Here is a 17,120-nt window from a genome sequence, read left to right as displayed (position 1 = left end):
CCCGGAAAAGTTGAAGCCAGGAATGACAGGCGCATACTGTACACAAAGGCCCGATACAGGAATGCCACAGACATGAAACTTTTTACGGTCCTGAGGGACCGTCGCTTTTTACTGACCCTGTTACTGGCGTTCGGCTGGTTGTTACTGATCCGTGCCGGCGTAATCCTGCAAAGCGGGGTCTGGCCGAGCCCGGTCGGCAGCTTTGGCGGCGACCTTGCCGGTGCATTCATCCTGGCGGTGCTGCTGACTATCACCAAAGGTCCGTTTCGAGCTGCACTGGTCGTTCTCCTGGGATGTGCCGCGTACGTAGCCGGCATGCACCTGACCGCGCACGGCACCCTGTTCCAACTGGCCTTTGCCGGCAAGAGCATGGACCCAACCTTTATTACCGGCAGCCTGATCAATGTTTATCTGTTTCTGTTGCCCTTCTATATTGCTCTCGCCTGGGCCCTGCACAAAGCGCACCGGGCACTGATTACCGACCCCCCGCGAGGGTTTGCCGGGCTTACGGTCTCTGCCATCGCCGTGGTCGCGATTTACTCCGTGTCTTTTCCCAGCCTGACCACTCCGGCCAACAATGTGGTGGCCAGCGTGTTTTCCCAGATTCCAGGCACCATCGTTAACCCATTAGGGGTCGCCATCGGCGACGAAGCGGTGGAGTCGGATGAAAGCCTCGAATCCCGCACCAATTTCTTCCACCAACAAATCACCTCCCGCCCGAATGGAGACAACCCCAACGTTCTGTTAATCATGATTGAGGGCCTGTCTGGTGGTTATTTTCCGAGCATCAGCGAATACCATGGGCTGAAACCCGCCGTGATACTCGACGATCTGGAGTCGACCCTTCATGACCGTGGCTTCAGGCTCTATCAGAACACCCTGAGCCTTGAACGCCAAACCGACCGGGGCACCTTTGCCATTCTCTGTGGCCGTTACCCCGATTTTCGGCGCCCATCCACCAAAATGCTGGATGTTGCTGAAGATCGCACCCACCCGGACTGCCTGCCAGGAAAACTTCGCGACAACGGCTACCACACAGCCTATTGGCAGGCTGCGCCCCTGCAATACATGAAGAAAGACGAGTTCATGCCGAAGGCGGGGTTCATCGACGTAACAGGCGCGGAGCGCTTCGACAGTGAAGACGCCATCGATGGGTGGGGGCCGCCCGACCCGGTCTATTTCAGCGACATCGCCGAACGGCTCACCAAACTGGATCAGAGAACCTCGCCCTGGTTTGTGACCTTGTTAAACGTAGGCACCCACCATCCCTACGACATTGGCGAAAAAGCTGAACAGGAACTGATGGCGGACCAGTCTGAATCACTGGCTGCACAGGCGCTGACTCAGCCCCAGCAGGCGCGTCGCAATGCGATGAAGGTCATGGAAAAAACGCTTACCAAGTTTCTGGACACGCTGCAAAGCCATGGCATTCTGGACAACACGCTGGTAATCCTTACTTCGGATGAATCTGGCGGGTTTGTCCGCGAAGATCATGAAACCCTGCCGCTGAACAGCAATCTTGGCGTACTTGCCGTACGCCCCGCGAACGTCGAACGCCTGGACAGGTACGCAGCGGAATCCGCGATAACCGCACAACTGGACGTACCCATGACAATACTCGATGCCACCGGGCACGGCGATCAGGCCGGTAATATGGTCGGCCGCAGCCTGCTGGTTGCCAACGATCGCAAGCGCCGGGACATCCTGTTGGCGGACACCTACACCGGGCTGAAGTATTTTCTGCGGGAGAGCGGGCAGCTATTGTCCTGCACTGAAATGCTGACTCGCTGCACATCCTGGTCGTTTGACCCCAAGCGGGTTTTCGGCTCATTCCAGGAATCGGAAGAACCGCCTTTTCTGTCTCTGGAAGAGCGACTTGCCCTGTTTGAAAGCGCAGCGGTTCCTGACCCCGCCGGGGAATAGCCCGCGCTAACCAAAACCCGTTCGGAGTCCTGTACTCAACGATTTATGAAAACGCTGATCACCAGCACACTGGATATCCTGCACAGCCGACGCCGGGCCCTGTTGACCTTCTACCTGTTCTTTTCGGGGCTGGCGATGGCGGCGTTGACTCCCGCTGTCACCTGGGCGCTCGCCTCTCTGCGTCCGGTCACCGGACGGGCCGCCGTCAGCACCGGGGGTATCGCGGAGTTTCTGGTCTCGCCCGGGGGCGTGGTCTGGGTAGTGGCCACCCTGAACCTCACGGTACTGGTCATTCTGCTCCAACAGGCCGGCATGACGTTGATTGCCGCGTCGCCGCCTTACCGCCATTACCGCACAGCGATGAGTGCACTGTGGGGGACCGCCCGTAAGTGTGCGGGGTTGGTGCAACTGACCATCATACAGGTGTTCGCCCACCTGCTGATTGCCCTGCCGTTCATTGCTGCTATCGGCGTGGCCTGGGCCTGGCTGCTGTCTTCCTACGACCCCTACCTGTTGCGCCTGGAGAGGCCCCCTGAACTCTGGTGGTTTGCCGCCATTGCCCTGGTCGCATCGTGTAGCATGCTGCTGTGTAATGGCGCTTTATATCTTCGCTGGATACTGTCAGTACCCTGCCTGATGCTTGAGCAATCCCGGCCACTGGAAGCGCTGCGCACCAGCACGCAACTTACCCGGGGGCACAAGGGTCACGCCACCGGCGTGCTCACGGGGGGTCTGGCGGCTGTGCTGCTGTTGCCTGTCGTCGTAACACTGGCGTTCGATCACATTGCAACGGGCCTGTTCACTATCCTGCCGGACCGCGCGGATGTGCTGGTACCGTTCATTCTGATATTCATTGCCAGCTACCTTCTGATCAGTATTGTCGTCACTTTTTTTGGCACAGCAGCTTACGGCGCGTTTATCGTCAGTCTTTATCAGCGCGCCTCTGGCAACAAGGCAACCGTCCCGGAGCCATCTCTGTGTTACCCGATGCCCGAAAACGCGGGCCTTAAAGCCTGGGCCGTGGAAGCTCTGGTAGTGATTCTCGCCCTTGGCCAGGCCTGGTTCGTGGTGGATTCGCTGGGACAACAGGAAGAAGTGACCGTTACCGCCCACCGAGGCAGCGCTTTCAAAGCGCCAGAAAATACGTTCAGCGCCATTGAACAAGCGATAGACGACGGTGCCGACTACGTTGAAGTAGATGTTCAGTTAACCGCCGACGGCGTCCCAGTACTGTGGCACGACTCGGACATGAGCCGGATTTTTGGTCTCAGTGAGCGTATCAGCGACGTACAGTATGACGACATCCGCGACCGTGACGCTGGCACCTGGTTCGGAAACCGCTTTAACAGCGAAAGAATAGCGACACTGGCGGAAGCCATAAACACCGTCCGTGGCCGCGCGGGGCTGTTCATCGATCTCAAGCCGGACCGCAACACGCCCCATCTAGCGCAGGAAGTGGTTCGGCTTCTGCAACGGGAAAACTTTGTGGAGGGCACCATCATTGCCGCCGCGGACTGGGCCACGTTACAGAAAGCAAAACAGCTGGAACCGCGCCTGAAAACCACCTTGCTGGCCCAATTCGTGGTGGGGCCCCTGTGGGAAGACAACTACGACGTGCTGGCCCTGCGGATGAACCGGGCAACCCCCGCTGCCGTGGCGCGGGCCCATCGTAGCGGCAACGAACTCCATGTCTGGACAGTGAATCAACCTGCGGCGATGTCGAGGTTTATTGATATGGGTGTGGACAATATTATTACCGACCGGCCGGATGTGCTGGCAGAACTGCTGGAACAACGTGCCGCACTCACAGATACCGAACTGTTGGCCATCAAGCTGCGCAACTGGCTACGCTAGAAGACGGTTATACCAAGTCGGAGGGCTCTTTTTTTTGCAGGCGCTGGTAACCCGCCCACATAATCCATATCGATGCTGCGACATAAGGAAAGGAACCGACAACCCACATGATCAGCCCCGCCAACTGCTGGTCTCCGAGGGCGTAATGATCACCGTATAACGGTTCCCGCGCAAACGTCAGTATCGCCCCCAGAATACCGGTATGCATAAGCGTGAATAGCAGCGAGCACAGAGACAGGCCCAGATTTCGGGTAGCGCTGTTCAGAATGGCCCACCAGAATAGCGTCGCCGTCGCAATGAAGCTCAGATGCTCAATGAAATGCACCCATGGGTCATTGAGTGCAAGGACGTAGAAAAATGGCAAATGCCACACCCAGATGGTCAGCCCATGAAGATAACCCAAGGCCATGGGCCGGTTGGCCATCAGCTTTAACGTCCGGCCCACGCTGCGCGCACTGACACCCAGCCCTGTGAAAATTTGTGGCAGAGGCCGGCTTACAACCAACAACGGTGCCATCAGGCTGATAAAAAGCATGTGCTGAATCATGTGAGCGCTGGCGCTTTCGCTCGCCCAATGATCCAGCGGCCCCCAAATGGCGAACACCCCAATCAACAGCCCGCCGTGAAAAAGCCAGGAGCGCCGCGTTCGCAGGGCGCTCCGCCCGCCTCGTATAAACGCCAGCCACAGCACACAGAACATGGCCATTCCGACAAGAGAGACCAGCAACTCACTCCCGGGGTCCCCATTGGGGCTATGGCCGGACGCCGGCGTGGCAAACCCAGCCAGTAATAACACCCAAACCAACAGAGCCCACCGATCACCTACACGCATGGGGGCAGCACCATGACGGGAATAGCGAGCGCGAACGCGCCTGCAGCGGAGATCAGATAAACCGATAACGCCATTTTTCGGATAAACGCCCGGGGGGAGCCCGGGGGGTCTGGCACAGACCCAAGCCCCCATTGGGAACACCGGTAGGAAACGTACAACAACACCCCGGTTAGCAGAATTGCCAGTGCGATCATCAAAAAATTGACCCAGGTTCTGGCACCCTGCGATGTGTCAGGCGGCGCAAACTCACAGGCCACCGACAGGCCGCCGTACAACAACACAAACCAACCTGACCAGATAACCAGACCAAGAACGAGATGAATGGGTGCCAGCCTGCGAGTACTCATGGTACCGACCAGGCGAGCGGTATCAGGAAAAAGGCGGCTACTGTGAGCCAGAAAACCCCAAGCGTATAAATCCAGAAGGGTCGAACGACCACCGGCTCATATGGCAGAGCCTTTCCCACGTACCCCATCCCGGCTCGGACGGCCTGAAGCGCCGTCATTACAATGGCCAAACCACTGTGAACAGCCAGATACACCAGCGCTACCGTAATGACGGCATCGTGGGCCAGCGCCCGGGGCTGAAGGCCACTATTTACGATCGCCAGGATGAGCATTGCCCAATGCAAGCCCGCCACCCCAGCCGCCACCCAGAGGTGTTGGTTGAGCCCGGAATCGTTACCCTCCCTCAACCGGGACACGGCTTTATGATAGATACCAACTGCAACGGTCAACAGCAGCCCACTGCCGGTCAGCAGCGAAATGGAAACCGGTGCCTTGTCGGGTGTGGCCCACTGGGGGGCGGCGGTCCATAAATAGAACCAACCAAAGATGAGGGAGACATAGAGCGTCCCGTTAGACATCAACGTCACGTTCATGCCCCAGAGCCCTGGCCCGTCCAGAGTCCGGGAGTGCACTGGCGGGTCGTCGGGATTGTCTTCCCCCACGGTTGAAATTTTTGGGTGCCCGCCGTTTTCCCAACCCCACCTCAGCACCACCATCAACGCCACCGCCGCAGCCACCAGCGCGGCGAGATAGATTTTCAGCAGCAGGGCCAGGCAAACCACCGCCAGCGCCCCGGCCGTGAGCATCGGCAGCCATGAATTGGTGGGTAAATGAATCAGCGCTGTGACTTTGCCGGTGATGGCATCAGAAAGGTAGATTTCCCGACGCCCGTTGTTGGCGTGCGCCAGACCGAACTCCCCCTTTGAGATTCGTTCGGGAAGCCGTGGCGTATCCCATAGCGGATGCCGGCCGGACACCTCAGGCATGCTTGAAAAATTGTAGGAATTTACCGGCATGGGAATCGCCCATTCGAGCGTATCCGCGCCCCAGGGGTTCTGCGAAGCTTTTTCACCGAACCGGAAGTGCAGGAAGATATCAATGATGATCACCGCGACGCCGATGGCCATGACAAAGCTGCCCACCGAGGACAGCAGGTTCAGCCAGTCCCACCCGAGGCCCGCCTCATAGGTATACACTCGCCGCGGCATGCCTAGCAGGCCAGTGAGATGCATTAGCAGAAAGGTCAGATTGAAGCCGCCGAAGAACAACCAAAAGCCCCAGCGCCCCCTTCGGTAGGAAGGCATTCTGCCCGAAACATGGGGCAGCCAGTAATAGAAACCCGCAACCAGGGGAAACAACATGCCGCCCACCAGAACGTAATGCAGATGAGCGACCACAAAGTGCGTGTCATGGACCTGCCAGTTAAAGGGCACCAAGGCCAGCATGACTCCGGTAAGTCCTCCGCAGACGAATACGACGAGAAACCCCACAATCCATAGCATGGGCAAGCCAAAGACCACGCGTCCCTGCCACAAGGTCGCCAACCATGCGAATATCTGAATGGCGGTGGGCACCGCCACCAGCATACTGGCGATGGAAAAAAACGCCTGGGCCAGATGAGGGATACCAACCGTGAACATGTGGTGGACCCAAAGCCCGAAACTGACAAAGCCCATGGTAATAATGGCGAGCACAATCCAGTGATAGCCCACAAGCGGACGGCGGGCAAAGACCGGTATCAGGGTGGAGACAATCCCTGCCGCTGGCAGGAAAATAATGTAGACCTCTGGATGGCCGAACAACCAGAACAGATGCTGCCACAGAAGCGGGTCGCCACCGCCAGTGGTGTCGAAAAAAACCATCCCGGCGGCGCGTTCAAGCTCAAGGAGAATGCTACCGAGAATCAGCGGCGGGAAACCAAAAACGATCATCAGCGCCATCGCCAGGATATACCAGCAGAAGATAGGCATCTTGTTCAGCGACATCCCGGGAGCTCTGGTGCGCAAGATAGAAACCACCAGCTCAATCCCTGCGGAAATCGCCGATATTTCAACAAACGTAATCCCCAGCAACCAGAAATCCGACCCGGGCCCCGGGGAATAATCGCTGCTGCTCAGTGGTGTGTACATGAACCAGCCAGAGTCCGGCGCGATTTCAAGCACCAGACTGGAAAGCACAATCAGACCACCAAACACGTAGCAGTAATAACCCAAGGCACTGAGCCTGGGGAAAACAAGGTCACGGGTACCGATCATCTTGGGGATCAGGTACATCGCCGCGCCTTCCAGTACCGGGATGGCAAAAAGGAACATCATCACCGTGCCATGCATGGTGAAAAGCTGGCTGTACAGGCCGGCCTCGACGATGGTCTGCTCCGGAAGAGCAAGCTGAGTACGAATGAGCATGGCAAGCAGGCCACCCACCAGAAAAAACAGCATACCCGTGGCCATGAAGCGCAGACCCACCGAGGTATGATTCACCGCCACCAACGTGCCCCAACCAGGCAAATTGTCCCAGACACCGGCCAGTTGCCTCTCCCGCTCGTGATTCGACTGGTCTGAAGCACTACTCATCGGGACGCTCCTGCTGCTCCCAGGTCTGGAAGTCTTCCGGGCTGTGGGCGATAACCGTAAACTTCATATGGGCGTGGCCCTGGCCGCAAAATTCGGCGCACTGGCCGCGATAGGTACCTGGTGAGTCGGCATGAAGGCGCAGCACATTGGTGCGCCCCGGCAGCATATCAAGCTTGCCTCCGAGCCGGGGCACCCAGAACGAGTGAATGACATCGGCGCTGGTAAGGCGAACATCGACCGGGGTCTGGGCCGGGATGTGGAGCTCATCCTCCAACCGGATTCCGGCCCCCGGGTAATGAACCTCCCAACGCCATTGGTGCGCGGTTACCTCCACCGTGAACACGTCCCCCTCCTCCGGTCCGAACGGCAGCATCCGGTGACCGGCAGGGATTCCGAACGCCACAATCACCGTCATCGAAAGGATGGGCAGCACCAGACCGCCCCAGATAACCCAGCGCTTCTGGTGCTTTCGAGCACGGGGCTCAGATACCTTTTCCGGAGTTCTGCTTATGGCGTAGAGCCACAACCCGACCACACCGAACATAACGACGGTAAACCAGAGAAACATCCCCCACCAGAGTCCAGCCACAGCGCGAGCATTTTCGGACTCTGGCGCGAGAATCGAAAACTCCTGGCTGCAGCCTTGAAGCGCAACCAAGGTGCCAATGGAAGCCAGTGCTGCTAGTCTCTTACAGACAGAAAACCTGTTTTGATCTCCAGTCCACCGCCTGCGCGGAGTGAAAGTATGGCCGAGGAACATATCGTCAGTAAGGTCTCGATTCTGGGCCACCCGATCCACCCCATGCTGATCCATTTTCCGGTTGCCGCGTTGCTCGGCCTGATCGCGACTGACGTAGCCTACATATTCACGGGGGACTTCTTCTGGGCTCGAGCAGGGCTGTGGCTTAGCGGGATTGGCATGGCTGGCGGGTGGCTGTCCGGCACGGCCGGGCTGGTTGATCTCATAACCGTGTCGCAGATCCGAAGGCTGGTGCTGGCATGGTGCCATGCGCTTGTTGCTGTCACCCTTCTCTCCCTTGCCACGCTCAACTGGCTTCTGCGAGTGGATGGTGACCCAGCCATTATTATCGCACCGTGGGGGGTATATCTGTCGCTTCTGACGGGCTTTTTGATCGGCTTTACCAGCCTGATGGGTGGGGAGCTGGTTTACGATCAGGCCGTTGGGGTCTCGCCGGACAAAATGGCTGAGCGGCGGGAAAACTAGTGTGAAAGCCACCAATTTCAACGTCGTTGGAGCTAACCTCATTTGAAATCCGGCTTGGCCAGTACCACCCAGAGAACCGCGACTGCCAACGTGAAGCTTGCCAGCAGAGATAACAAACACCATTGGGCCAGGCGCTTTTCCCGTCCCGCCTCCGCTCTCACTACCAGAACGCCCAACAGGATGTGATTCACTACCAGCAACACGACGAAGGTCAGTTTGACGATCAGCCAGGGGCTGGTGATGTCATACACCACAAACACCAGAGTACCGGCAATAATCGCCAGAAGAGCGGTTGGTGTGGCCGCGTGGGTGAATATGATGCGCGCCAGACGGGGGCGCTCAATCGTGGGAGAGAGTGAACCGCGCCCCAGCGCAGGACGGGGGGTTACCAGCGATGGCAGGTAGACCAGAAAGCCCAGCCAGAATAGCAACGCCGAGATGTGGAGAATAAGCAGCCAGTTCACCCTAAAAACCTCCTAGTTGGCGTCATGGCGGGTTGACGTTTCAGCAGCAGGTGCGTCGCGGTACCGTTTTGTGCGCATAGTCCATTACTCGGCGTTATTGGTTTATTTGTTAAATGAATGTTAAATCGCGCCGCTCCGAAATGCTTTAACATAGGTTATGGTTATGTAAACAAAAGCGACCAAAGGGGAAAGAGGTAGATGCAACCCAACGCGGGGAGAGGAGCACAGACAGAGGTCCCTCTGAGCATACCCTGTGTCATGGCCGGTAGGTACGCGCTGCTCTTCATTATCCTGTTCAGCCTGTCAACGCCTGCGTTTTCGGAAGAGACCCCGGAAAGTGAAAAAGCCGAGCCCGAAACCGCCCTGCCAGCCGTAAAGCCAGAGCTCGAGAACGACACAGAGGCAACGCCTGAAATTGAGCTTCCGGACGCTGCCAACGCAGATATCTGGAAGCAGGTCCAATCCCTGGAATCCAATTTAAAGCAGCAGCAGGCCGCCGTCATCGCCACCCGTGGTCGCCTCGGTTACGCCGAATCTCTTCTGCAACGCCTGGAGGATGAATATGAGAGCTTCGAATTAAGACTCGAAAAAGCCGGGCTTAATCTGACCGGTGAATATGCCACCTTGCTGAAACAACGACTCGAACGGCTTCAACGACAAGGGGTGGCGACGGATCTTATCAAAGGCATCGAGGCCAAGCTCTCGACGGCAAGGGAGGAGCAGCTCCGTCTGGAGGAATTCGAGGCGATCATCGACCCGGGGGACGGTGCCCGGGATCAACTGCGGAGCCAGCGTGCCGACCTGATCCGCCAGCTTCACAAGGCGGTCACCGAACACATCGAGGTGCTGAACGACTACTACAGTAATGTATCTGCACTTCAGGACCGCGTTGAAGCTTACCAGACCCTGTTGCAACAGCGCTTGTTCTGGCTACCAAGTGCGTCCGTCGCAGGATTGGATACCGTCAGAGAGCTGTTTGAAGCCACTACCTGGTTTGTGACCCAACTGCGCCTGGAACCACTCAGTGCCGCCATTGGTATGTCGGTTCGGGAACGGGGCGGGCGAATCGCCTTTCTGGTCATTATACTGGCGCTACTGGTTCTCAAACGCCGCACCATCAAACAGAATCTGGCCGCAAACAGTGAGCACGTTGGAAATGTAGGCCATGATCGCATCGCCTTTACGCTGTTTGCGTTTGCCAATAGTTTCTTGCTTGCACTGCCTGGAGTCCTGATATTCGCCATCGCGGCCCTGCTGCTGATGGAAGGTAACGATTTTTTCTCAGCTTTGTCCAAGGGCTTTGCCGCTGCGGCGCTGGTCTCCCTTCTGCTGGACTTCATCCATAAGGTCGCACGCAAGGGGGGGCTGGGCGACACCCATTTTCACTGGCACATTGACTCCCTCAGCGCCATTCGCCGGGAAATTCCCATTCTTCTGGCCGTCATCATTCCGATCACCGTCATTGTCCCAACCACGGCCACCTCAGGCGGGGCCGAGTTTGACAGCAGCCTCGGCCGCCTGCTTTTTATCGTCGTCTCCTTTGCGCTGGCCACGTTTGCCCAACGCATCATGGGTGCGGCGCGGGCCGACCGGCCACGCAGCAAATTCCTGTTCATGCTGCATGTGTTGGCGGTGGCAACACCGCTGGTACTGGCCGCTGCCTCATTGCTGGGCTATCACTACACCGCCCTGGAGCTGGAACGAAACCTGTTTGTTAGTATCTGCTGGGTCGCGTTCAATGCCATGCTGTTTTACTTGGGCTTGCGAGCGCTGTCTGTACGCGAGCGCCGCCTGACTCTCGAACGGCTACTGGAGCACCGCGCCGCAGAGCGTAAAATCGCCGAGGCCAAAGAAGCCGCCGAATCCTCGGGCGAAGGCGTGCCGCAGACACTGGATATGCCGGAGATGGACCTGAAAGACATCAGCCAGCAGAGCACGGCGCTGCTGAGAATCCTCGTGTCGGTTGTCGCCATTACCGGTCTCTGGTTCTTATGGGCCAGCCTGATCCCGGCGCTGCAACTGTTCGATGACATTACCCTGTGGACCATTAATACGGACCTCGAGGGCAGTGACCCGCTACCCATCACCCTCGGTGACCTCATGCTGGCCCTGCTCGTGGGTGTTGGTACCGTGCTGGCCGTTAAAAACCTGCCGGGCACGCTCGAGGTCATGGTGCTCAGCCGAATGAACCTGGAGCCCGGCTCAGGGTATGCAATCACCACCCTTACCACCTACATCCTGGTGTTTCTCGGCGTGATCATCTGCCTGGCGGTCATTGGCGTGCAATGGTCCAAGCTGCAATGGCTGGTAGCGGCTCTGGGGGTGGGTCTCGGCTTTGGCCTGCAGGAGATTGTCGCCAACTTTGTCTCGGGTATTATCCTGCTGTTTGAACGTCCGATCCGCGTCGGGGATACGGTGACCATCGGGGGAATTACCGGCACGGTGTCACGCATCCGCATTCGTGCCACCACGCTGGTTGACTGGGATCGCAAGGAACAAATCATTCCCAACAAAACCTTCGTGACTCAGGATCTGACCAACTGGACGCTCTCTGACCCCATCACCCGGGTAATCCTTCATGTGGGGGTGGCCTACGGCTCTGACGTGGACCGGGTACAGCAAATTCTGACCGACGTCGCCCATGGCAATGAGCGAGTCGTGGATGACCCGGCACCGGCGGTGTTCTGTGTCGGCCTGGGCGAGAGTCGGATCGATTTCGAGCTGCGGGTCTTCGTGAAAGATCTGCTCGATATCATGCCCCTATCTCACGAGATTCATTCCGCCATTACCCGTGCCCTGAGAGAGGCCGGCATCAAGATACCCTTCCCTCAGCAGGACATACATGTACGAGCCATCTCTGACAAAGAAGCGGCAACCCGGGACAGACCAGCAAGCGAGTAGTCCGCCGCCCGTCTGTTGCCGGGGTTACTCGAGGATGATCAGGTGATTAGCCAACTCATTCTTTTCCCCGGTGGCGGGCACATGGGTCTTAAGGTGCTGCCCACAGGCGTGAATGCAGTCGACAAAGCCGTCCAGGGTCCGGCCCTGACGAACCTTACTGGTGAAGTCAGCGACTATCTCTTCCCACACCTTATTATCAACCTGACTTGAAATTCCGCGGTCGACCAGAATTTCCACATAATGCTCGGCTTCCGACACAAAAATCAGGACGCCTGTGCCACCGGCAGTATGGTGCAGATTCTGATCCAGAAACTGTCGCCGTGCCATATTCGCAGCGCGCCAGTACCTGGTTCCTCTGGGAACCAGCCACCCGCTTGCGCCGGTCAACCGGAACAGCAGGCAAAGAACAATGAACGTGCCCCACTGTGCTGCCAACAAACCGCTCACCCCGAGCCAACCTGTCAACAGATTGAGGGCACCGGGCACCAGCAATGCCAGAACGCCCGCCCACAACAATGGAATATAGGTGTAGTCATCGGAACTGGCGGCCAGCACAGTCACCAGTTCCGCGTCCGTCTCCTGCTCCACCTCGGCGATGGCCAGAGTGACCTGTTGTTGCTCGCTTGCACTTAATAGACTCATGGTTAAATTGTTCCCGCTCGATCAATAGAGGTAAAACTGGCCTGGGTCGTGGACCGCCGCGACACTACCATCCGCCGGATGCCCCGCCACCGCCGAAGCCGCCACCTCCGCCGCCAAAGCCACCACCACCGAAGCCTCCGCCGCCACGGCCGCCCATCATGGCTCCGGCAGCGAGGCCGCCGAGAAGCGCCGCACGGCCACGGCCACCACGCATACCGCCAAAGAACGACATAATGACAATCACGAAGAAAAGAATCGCCAGGGCCGGGTGTGGGCGATCTTCGCGGCCGGAAGATCGGGATGTCGGGGCCATTAATGGCTCACCGCCAAGCACCTGGAGCATGGCTTCCGCACCATTAACGATGCCAGACGGGATATCGCCGGCGCGGAAGGCCGGCGTAATGACCTGGTTGATAATGGTTGCTGAGGCTGCATCCGTCAGGCGACCTTCCAGGCCATAACCCACTTCAATGCGGATTCGGCGCTCCTCTTCGGCCACAATCAGCAATGCGCCATTATCCTCGCCTTCCTGGCCAATACCCCAGTGACGGCCAAGCTGATAGCCAAACTCTTCGATCGGCCGCCCCTGCAGGTTCGGCAATGTCACCACGACTACCTGTTCGCTGGTCGCCGTCTCATGGGATTCCAGCATCTGGCCCAGCCGGCTTTCCACCTTATCAGGCAACATATCAGCGTTGTCGACCACGCGCCCGGTCAGTTCGGGAAACTCAGGGCCGGACTGCGCCAAAACCTGTGACGCCAGCAGCACCCCGAAAACAGCACACACAAACCCACGATAACGGTTCATAACCATCAGAATTCCACCTGCGGTGCTTCCTCGGCATCAGGAGCCGTTGCTTCAAAGTTGGCACGTAGTTCCATATCGCTGTACAGGAAGCTGTGCCAGAGCCGGCCGGGGAAGGTCCGGATTTCCGTGTTGTAACGCTCTACTGCCTGGATGAAATCACGCCGCGCGACTGAGATACGATTTTCCGTGCCCTCCAACTGAGACTGCAAGGCCAGGAAATTCTGGTTGGACTTCAGATCCGGGTAACGTTCCGACACCGCCATCAAACGGCTCAGGGCACTGCTCAATTCGCCTTGTGCCTGCTGGAATTGCTGCAGCCGTTCAGGGTTGTTGAGGATACTTTCATCCACCTGAATAGAGGTTGCCCGGGACCGGGCTTCGATCACTGCAGTCAGTGTTTCCCGCTCCTGTTCTGCAAACCCCTTTACCGTTTCCACCAGATTGGGCACCAGATCGGCCCGACGCTGATACTGGTTTTCAACCTGAGACCAGGCTGACTTCACCTGTTCATCGTAGGTGGGAATGTTGTTGATGCCGCACCCGGTCAGCAGCAGTGCCAGCAGCGCGAGCACCGTCAACCGGGAGCCATTGCGGCGAGAAAAGGCAGGACTGTTCATCATGATTGTATCCGTTCCTTAAGAGTCGGTGAGCCCAGATCGATTAATACCGGGACGTTAACACAGAAACCGCATGGACCGGGGTTTACTCGGGCCCATTCACTCCGGGCTTATACGCAGGATACGGCCCTGAGGGCTATCGGTGAGCAGGTAGAGGGCACCGTCTGGCCCCGCTCGCACATCCCGGATCCGCTCGTTCAATTCGTTGAACAATGTCTCCATATCCACGGCCCCGTCGTCGGACACCACTACCCGGTGGACGCTTTTGGCCGCCAACGCGCCAACCAGTAGGCTGCCGCTCCAATCCGGAAACAGATCGCCGTTATACAACGCCATGCCCGAGGGCGCTATAGACGGCGTCCAGTGCAGCGCCGGAGACTCCATGCCATCGTACTCCGTGAACGGTGAAACCCGGGCACCGGTGTAATCCAGCCCCTTGGTGATCACGGGCCAGCCATAGTTTTTACCCGCTTCGATAATATTGATCTCATCGCCGCCCCTGGGGCCGTGTTCATGGGCGATCAGGCGATCTTTCTTCTCGTCAAACACCAGGCCCTGAACGTTACGATGCCCATAACTGAAAATCTCCGGAAGCGCGTCCGGGCTGCCAATATAAGGATTATCGGCCGGTGCAGAACCATCCCGCTCAACACGCACCAGGGTGCCAATGTGGCTGCTCAGCTTCTGTGCCTCTTCCCGATAATCGAAACCGTCGCCGAGGCTCAGAATCAGCGATCCATCGGGCAGCCACACCATGCGGCCGCCGTAGTGAGCGTCGCCTTTCTTGGCGGGATAACTGCGGAATATTTCCTCAACGCCACTCAAACGACTCTGATCCAGCCTGCCCCGTGCCATACAGGTGTGGTTGGCAGCCGCGGTTCCACAAGCGTAGGCCAGAAACACCTGTCGGCTTTGCTCGAAATCCGGCGCGACCAACACGTCAAACAATCCGGACTGGCCCGATACGAAGACTTTCGGAACGCCGATGACCGGGTCAGAGTGCAAAGTACCGTCCTCGTCGATAATACGCAGCCGTCCAGGCCGCTCGGTCACCAGGGCTCGACCATCGGGGAGAAAGGCCAACGACCACGGATGATCCAGCCCCCGCACCATCGTTGTCACCTGATACGCGGTACCCTGCTCCGCCAGCGATTGATCGGGAGCCACCAGACCACCAGATGCCACCGCCAGCAGTACAAGCACGTTTCCCCCGCCGCGCCGAGAGGGATGCTTGCTGGCTAGAGCCGCAAACATCCAGCCCGATACCGCAGCGGTCATCAACATCGCCAGCAGACCGCCCGCCCCTCGGGTGGCCGCAATTAACGTCGGCATGGGGGCCAGTGCGTCAACGAGGGTAAACGTCACCCACAGGCCCACGGCAGCCCCCAAAGCCAGAAACGGTGCCCGTGAGGCAAAACCAAAACGGCGAACGAGCCATGCAGCGACCGGTTGCGACACCAGAAAGCTGGCACCGAACAACACCGCGTAAAGTGGCGCAAAATTTTTCAGATCTCCAATACTGGTCTCCAGCCAGGCACCGAACCCGATCTCAACCCCCAGCGCCTGAAGCGCCAGCAGGTTGAACTGGGTCTGTACCAGGGTTCCGGCAAAAACGCCAAACATCCATGCCAATGCAAAACCGACTATGATTGTCCGCCAGCCCACGTGGTTTTCCATACCCTGCCTACTCCCTTTCTGAGCCAGTCTGAAGTGATTTATCGAAGCTCCGAGTGCCCAGTCTGCCTGCCTGTGATCCAGACCAGCAAGAACACCAATGCCCGCAACAGGGCGATGGCTGGCAACAGCAACCAGCTGATGACATAAAGCACTGGCACCAGAATCAGTACCCAGCCGGCAATCTGTGCCAGCCACTGGGGAACGCCAAGCACATCTGCAATTCCCGCAAACACATCGCTGATAATATCGGGATGGCGCAGTACCAAGTACCCCGCACCAATGACCAACGGCCATTTTGCATAGCGCGCACTGCCAAGGACCAGCCGCCCGCCACCGGTGATGCGCGCCGCCAGAGCAGCGGACCGGGTCGACATCCCGGCCCCTCGGGTTGCCGTAGTGGCGGCACGCCCTGCCCTGAGAAGTTTTACGGCACTGGCGAACACCAGCACATCCACCGAGGCCCAGCCAATATCACTGACGCTGACCTCAGCGCCGGTTCGGACATTCGTCTCCAGTTGCCGCACGCCACTGGTGAAGAACTGCGCCAATCCTTCAACAACGCGCTCGGTCTGCACCCACTGCGTTCTGCCCTGCGTATCCACTACAAACTGGCCTAAAAAGTCGTGTCCTTCCGCACGGATGAAGTTGACCGCGTACCAGCCGCGCTCTTCCGGTGTCAACGCGTCATCAGGGCCCACATGGTCTGCTGCCCGGACATTCTTCCCGCGCAGCTCGGTGACAAAATTTCTCGCCCGCTGATACTGCCGCGACGCGCTGTCCATCCACTCGATAGAGCGGACAGGTTCCCTCAGAAAGTAGTCAATAGGTGGCAAGGCCTGCTCGCCATAGCGGCGCAAAACATCCTGGAATTCAGGCTCGGCACCATAAAGAGGAAAAATCACCCGCGCCATCTCAGGATGGACGAGCAACGCCTCCCGAGCCTTCAACAGGACCAGGGGATCGTCGCCCAGATCCACAATAGCAGCCTGAACCTCGATCGGCTCCTCTTGCAGCACATCAAACTCCGGCAGCAGTTCCCGGGCGTGGACGCTCACCAACCTCTCCTCGACGGCCATCGGCTGGGACATAGCACCGATCAGTGCCGCCAGCACCAAGGCCAGGGCGAGTATCACTGTTGCTTTTTTCAAGTGCTTTCCTCCGGCCACCGCCTTACCCACCAGGAATTAAACGCAAGATATCACGAAAAACCCGCTCCGCCAGTGCACTAAGGCAGTGATTCGGGATGGGTTTGCGAAGTCATTAATGCACAATTGCTTTAACGAGGGGCGGGGGGGGGGGGGGGGGGGGGGGGGGGGG

The 17,120-nt window shown here is 58.2% G+C and carries 14 protein-coding genes; 4 read left to right on the top strand and 10 right to left on the bottom strand.

Annotated elements, in window-relative coordinates; translation table 11 throughout:
- Positions 1 to 72: 72 nt before the first annotated feature.
- Positions 73 to 1,923 (top strand): LTA synthase family protein, encoded by a 1,851-nt coding sequence (locus tag WD429_RS03065; RefSeq protein ID WP_368420707.1) that lies wholly within the window; start codon positions 73 to 75, stop codon positions 1,921 to 1,923.
- Between the two features lie 45 nt (positions 1,924 to 1,968).
- Positions 1,969 to 3,777, top strand: a complete 1,809-nt coding sequence (locus WD429_RS03060; protein WP_368420706.1) for a glycerophosphodiester phosphodiesterase — start codon at positions 1,969 to 1,971, stop codon at positions 3,775 to 3,777.
- A 7-nt stretch (positions 3,778 to 3,784) separates the two neighbouring features.
- Here WD429_RS03060 and WD429_RS03055 read toward each other — a convergent pair whose 3' ends face one another.
- From WD429_RS03055 to coxB, 4 genes are read right to left on the bottom strand one after another with little or no spacing between them, the layout of a single operon-like run.
- On the bottom strand, positions 3,785 to 4,609 hold the full coding sequence (locus tag WD429_RS03055; RefSeq protein WP_368420705.1) for a cytochrome c oxidase assembly protein: 825 nt from the start codon (positions 4,607 to 4,609) through the stop codon (positions 3,785 to 3,787).
- Positions 4,600 to 4,956, bottom strand: a complete 357-nt coding sequence (locus WD429_RS03050) for a hypothetical protein (protein WP_368420704.1) — start codon at positions 4,954 to 4,956, stop codon at positions 4,600 to 4,602. Before WD429_RS03050 ends, WD429_RS03055 begins: the two co-directional genes overlap by 10 nt.
- Positions 4,953 to 7,469, bottom strand: a complete 2,517-nt coding sequence (ctaD, locus tag WD429_RS03045; RefSeq protein WP_368420703.1) for a cytochrome c oxidase subunit I — start codon at positions 7,467 to 7,469, stop codon at positions 4,953 to 4,955. The genes WD429_RS03050 and ctaD overlap by 4 nt, the downstream gene beginning before the upstream one ends.
- Positions 7,462 to 8,229 (bottom strand): cytochrome c oxidase subunit II, encoded by a 768-nt coding sequence (gene coxB / locus WD429_RS03040; protein WP_368420728.1) that lies wholly within the window; start codon positions 8,227 to 8,229, stop codon positions 7,462 to 7,464. The genes ctaD and coxB overlap by 8 nt, the downstream gene beginning before the upstream one ends.
- Here coxB and WD429_RS03035 point away from each other — a divergent pair.
- Complete coding sequence (locus WD429_RS03035) at positions 8,215 to 8,694, top strand: DUF2231 domain-containing protein (protein WP_368420702.1); 480 nt, start codon at positions 8,215 to 8,217, stop codon at positions 8,692 to 8,694. The two genes, coxB and WD429_RS03035, sit on opposite strands and share 15 nt — an antisense overlap.
- 38 nt (positions 8,695 to 8,732) lie before the next feature.
- On the opposite strand, the gene WD429_RS03030 is transcribed toward WD429_RS03035, so the two are convergent.
- Positions 8,733 to 9,158, bottom strand: coding sequence for a CopD family protein (locus tag WD429_RS03030; RefSeq protein WP_368420701.1), 426 nt, complete (start codon positions 9,156 to 9,158; stop codon positions 8,733 to 8,735).
- Between the two features lie 258 nt (positions 9,159 to 9,416).
- Between WD429_RS03030 and WD429_RS03025 the strand changes: the two genes are divergently transcribed.
- Positions 9,417 to 12,059: a mechanosensitive ion channel domain-containing protein gene (locus WD429_RS03025; protein ID WP_368420700.1), complete on the top strand. Its 2,643-nt coding sequence runs from the start codon at positions 9,417 to 9,419 to the stop codon at positions 12,057 to 12,059.
- 24 nt (positions 12,060 to 12,083) lie between these two features.
- Here the strand turns inward: WD429_RS03025 and WD429_RS03020 are convergent, their stop codons facing one another.
- The 5 genes from WD429_RS03020 to WD429_RS03000 form a co-directional block, all read right to left on the bottom strand.
- Positions 12,084 to 12,701, bottom strand: coding sequence for a TPM domain-containing protein (locus WD429_RS03020; RefSeq protein WP_368420699.1), 618 nt, complete (start codon positions 12,699 to 12,701; stop codon positions 12,084 to 12,086).
- Between the two features lie 64 nt (positions 12,702 to 12,765).
- Entirely contained in the window at positions 12,766 to 13,515 is a 750-nt protein-coding gene (locus WD429_RS03015; RefSeq protein WP_368420698.1) for a YgcG family protein, read from the bottom strand.
- The gene (locus WD429_RS03010; RefSeq protein ID WP_368420697.1) at positions 13,515 to 14,129 is read right to left on the bottom strand and encodes a LemA family protein; all 615 of its coding nucleotides are present in this window, start codon (positions 14,127 to 14,129) and stop codon (positions 13,515 to 13,517) included. Before WD429_RS03010 ends, WD429_RS03015 begins: the two co-directional genes overlap by 1 nt.
- Before the next feature lie 96 nt (positions 14,130 to 14,225).
- A complete protein-coding gene (locus WD429_RS03005) occupies positions 14,226 to 15,803 on the bottom strand; it encodes a PQQ-dependent sugar dehydrogenase (protein WP_368420696.1) in 1,578 nt (525 codons plus the stop codon).
- 38 nt (positions 15,804 to 15,841) lie between these two features.
- Positions 15,842 to 16,951: a PspC domain-containing protein gene (locus tag WD429_RS03000; RefSeq protein ID WP_368420695.1), complete on the bottom strand. Its 1,110-nt coding sequence runs from the start codon at positions 16,949 to 16,951 to the stop codon at positions 15,842 to 15,844.
- Positions 16,952 to 17,120 lie beyond the last annotated feature (169 nt).

This window comes from Marinobacter sp. (genome assembly GCF_040904845.1).
Taxonomy (GTDB): domain Bacteria; phylum Pseudomonadota; class Gammaproteobacteria; order Pseudomonadales; family Oleiphilaceae; genus Marinobacter.
Note: the sequence above shows the minus strand (reverse complement) of the source record. Positions and strands in the feature narration are given on the sequence as shown.

What these genes read in the sequence shown, in the direction of transcription:
- WD429_RS03065 (WP_368420707.1), top strand. Translation starts at nt 73, where the DNA reads ATGAAACTTTTTACGGTCCTGAGGGACCGTCGCTTTTTACTGACCCTG.
- WD429_RS03060 (WP_368420706.1), top strand. Translation starts at nt 1,969, where the DNA reads ATGAAAACGCTGATCACCAGCACACTGGATATCCTGCACAGCCGACGC.
- WD429_RS03055 (WP_368420705.1), bottom strand. Translation starts at nt 4,609, where the DNA reads ATGCGTGTAGGTGATCGGTGGGCTCTGTTGGTTTGGGTGTTATTACTG.
- WD429_RS03050 (WP_368420704.1), bottom strand. Translation starts at nt 4,956, where the DNA reads ATGAGTACTCGCAGGCTGGCACCCATTCATCTCGTTCTTGGTCTGGTT.
- ctaD (WP_368420703.1), bottom strand. Translation starts at nt 7,469, where the DNA reads ATGAGTAGTGCTTCAGACCAGTCGAATCACGAGCGGGAGAGGCAACTG.
- WD429_RS03035 (WP_368420702.1), top strand. Translation starts at nt 8,215, where the DNA reads ATGGCCGAGGAACATATCGTCAGTAAGGTCTCGATTCTGGGCCACCCG.
- coxB (WP_368420728.1), bottom strand. Translation starts at nt 8,229, where the DNA reads ATGTTCCTCGGCCATACTTTCACTCCGCGCAGGCGGTGGACTGGAGAT.
- WD429_RS03025 (WP_368420700.1), top strand. Translation starts at nt 9,417, where the DNA reads ATGGCCGGTAGGTACGCGCTGCTCTTCATTATCCTGTTCAGCCTGTCA.
- WD429_RS03020 (WP_368420699.1), bottom strand. Translation starts at nt 12,701, where the DNA reads ATGAGTCTATTAAGTGCAAGCGAGCAACAACAGGTCACTCTGGCCATC.
- WD429_RS03015 (WP_368420698.1), bottom strand. Translation starts at nt 13,515, where the DNA reads ATGGTTATGAACCGTTATCGTGGGTTTGTGTGTGCTGTTTTCGGGGTG.
- WD429_RS03010 (WP_368420697.1), bottom strand. Translation starts at nt 14,129, where the DNA reads ATGATGAACAGTCCTGCCTTTTCTCGCCGCAATGGCTCCCGGTTGACG.
- WD429_RS03005 (WP_368420696.1), bottom strand. Translation starts at nt 15,803, where the DNA reads ATGGAAAACCACGTGGGCTGGCGGACAATCATAGTCGGTTTTGCATTG.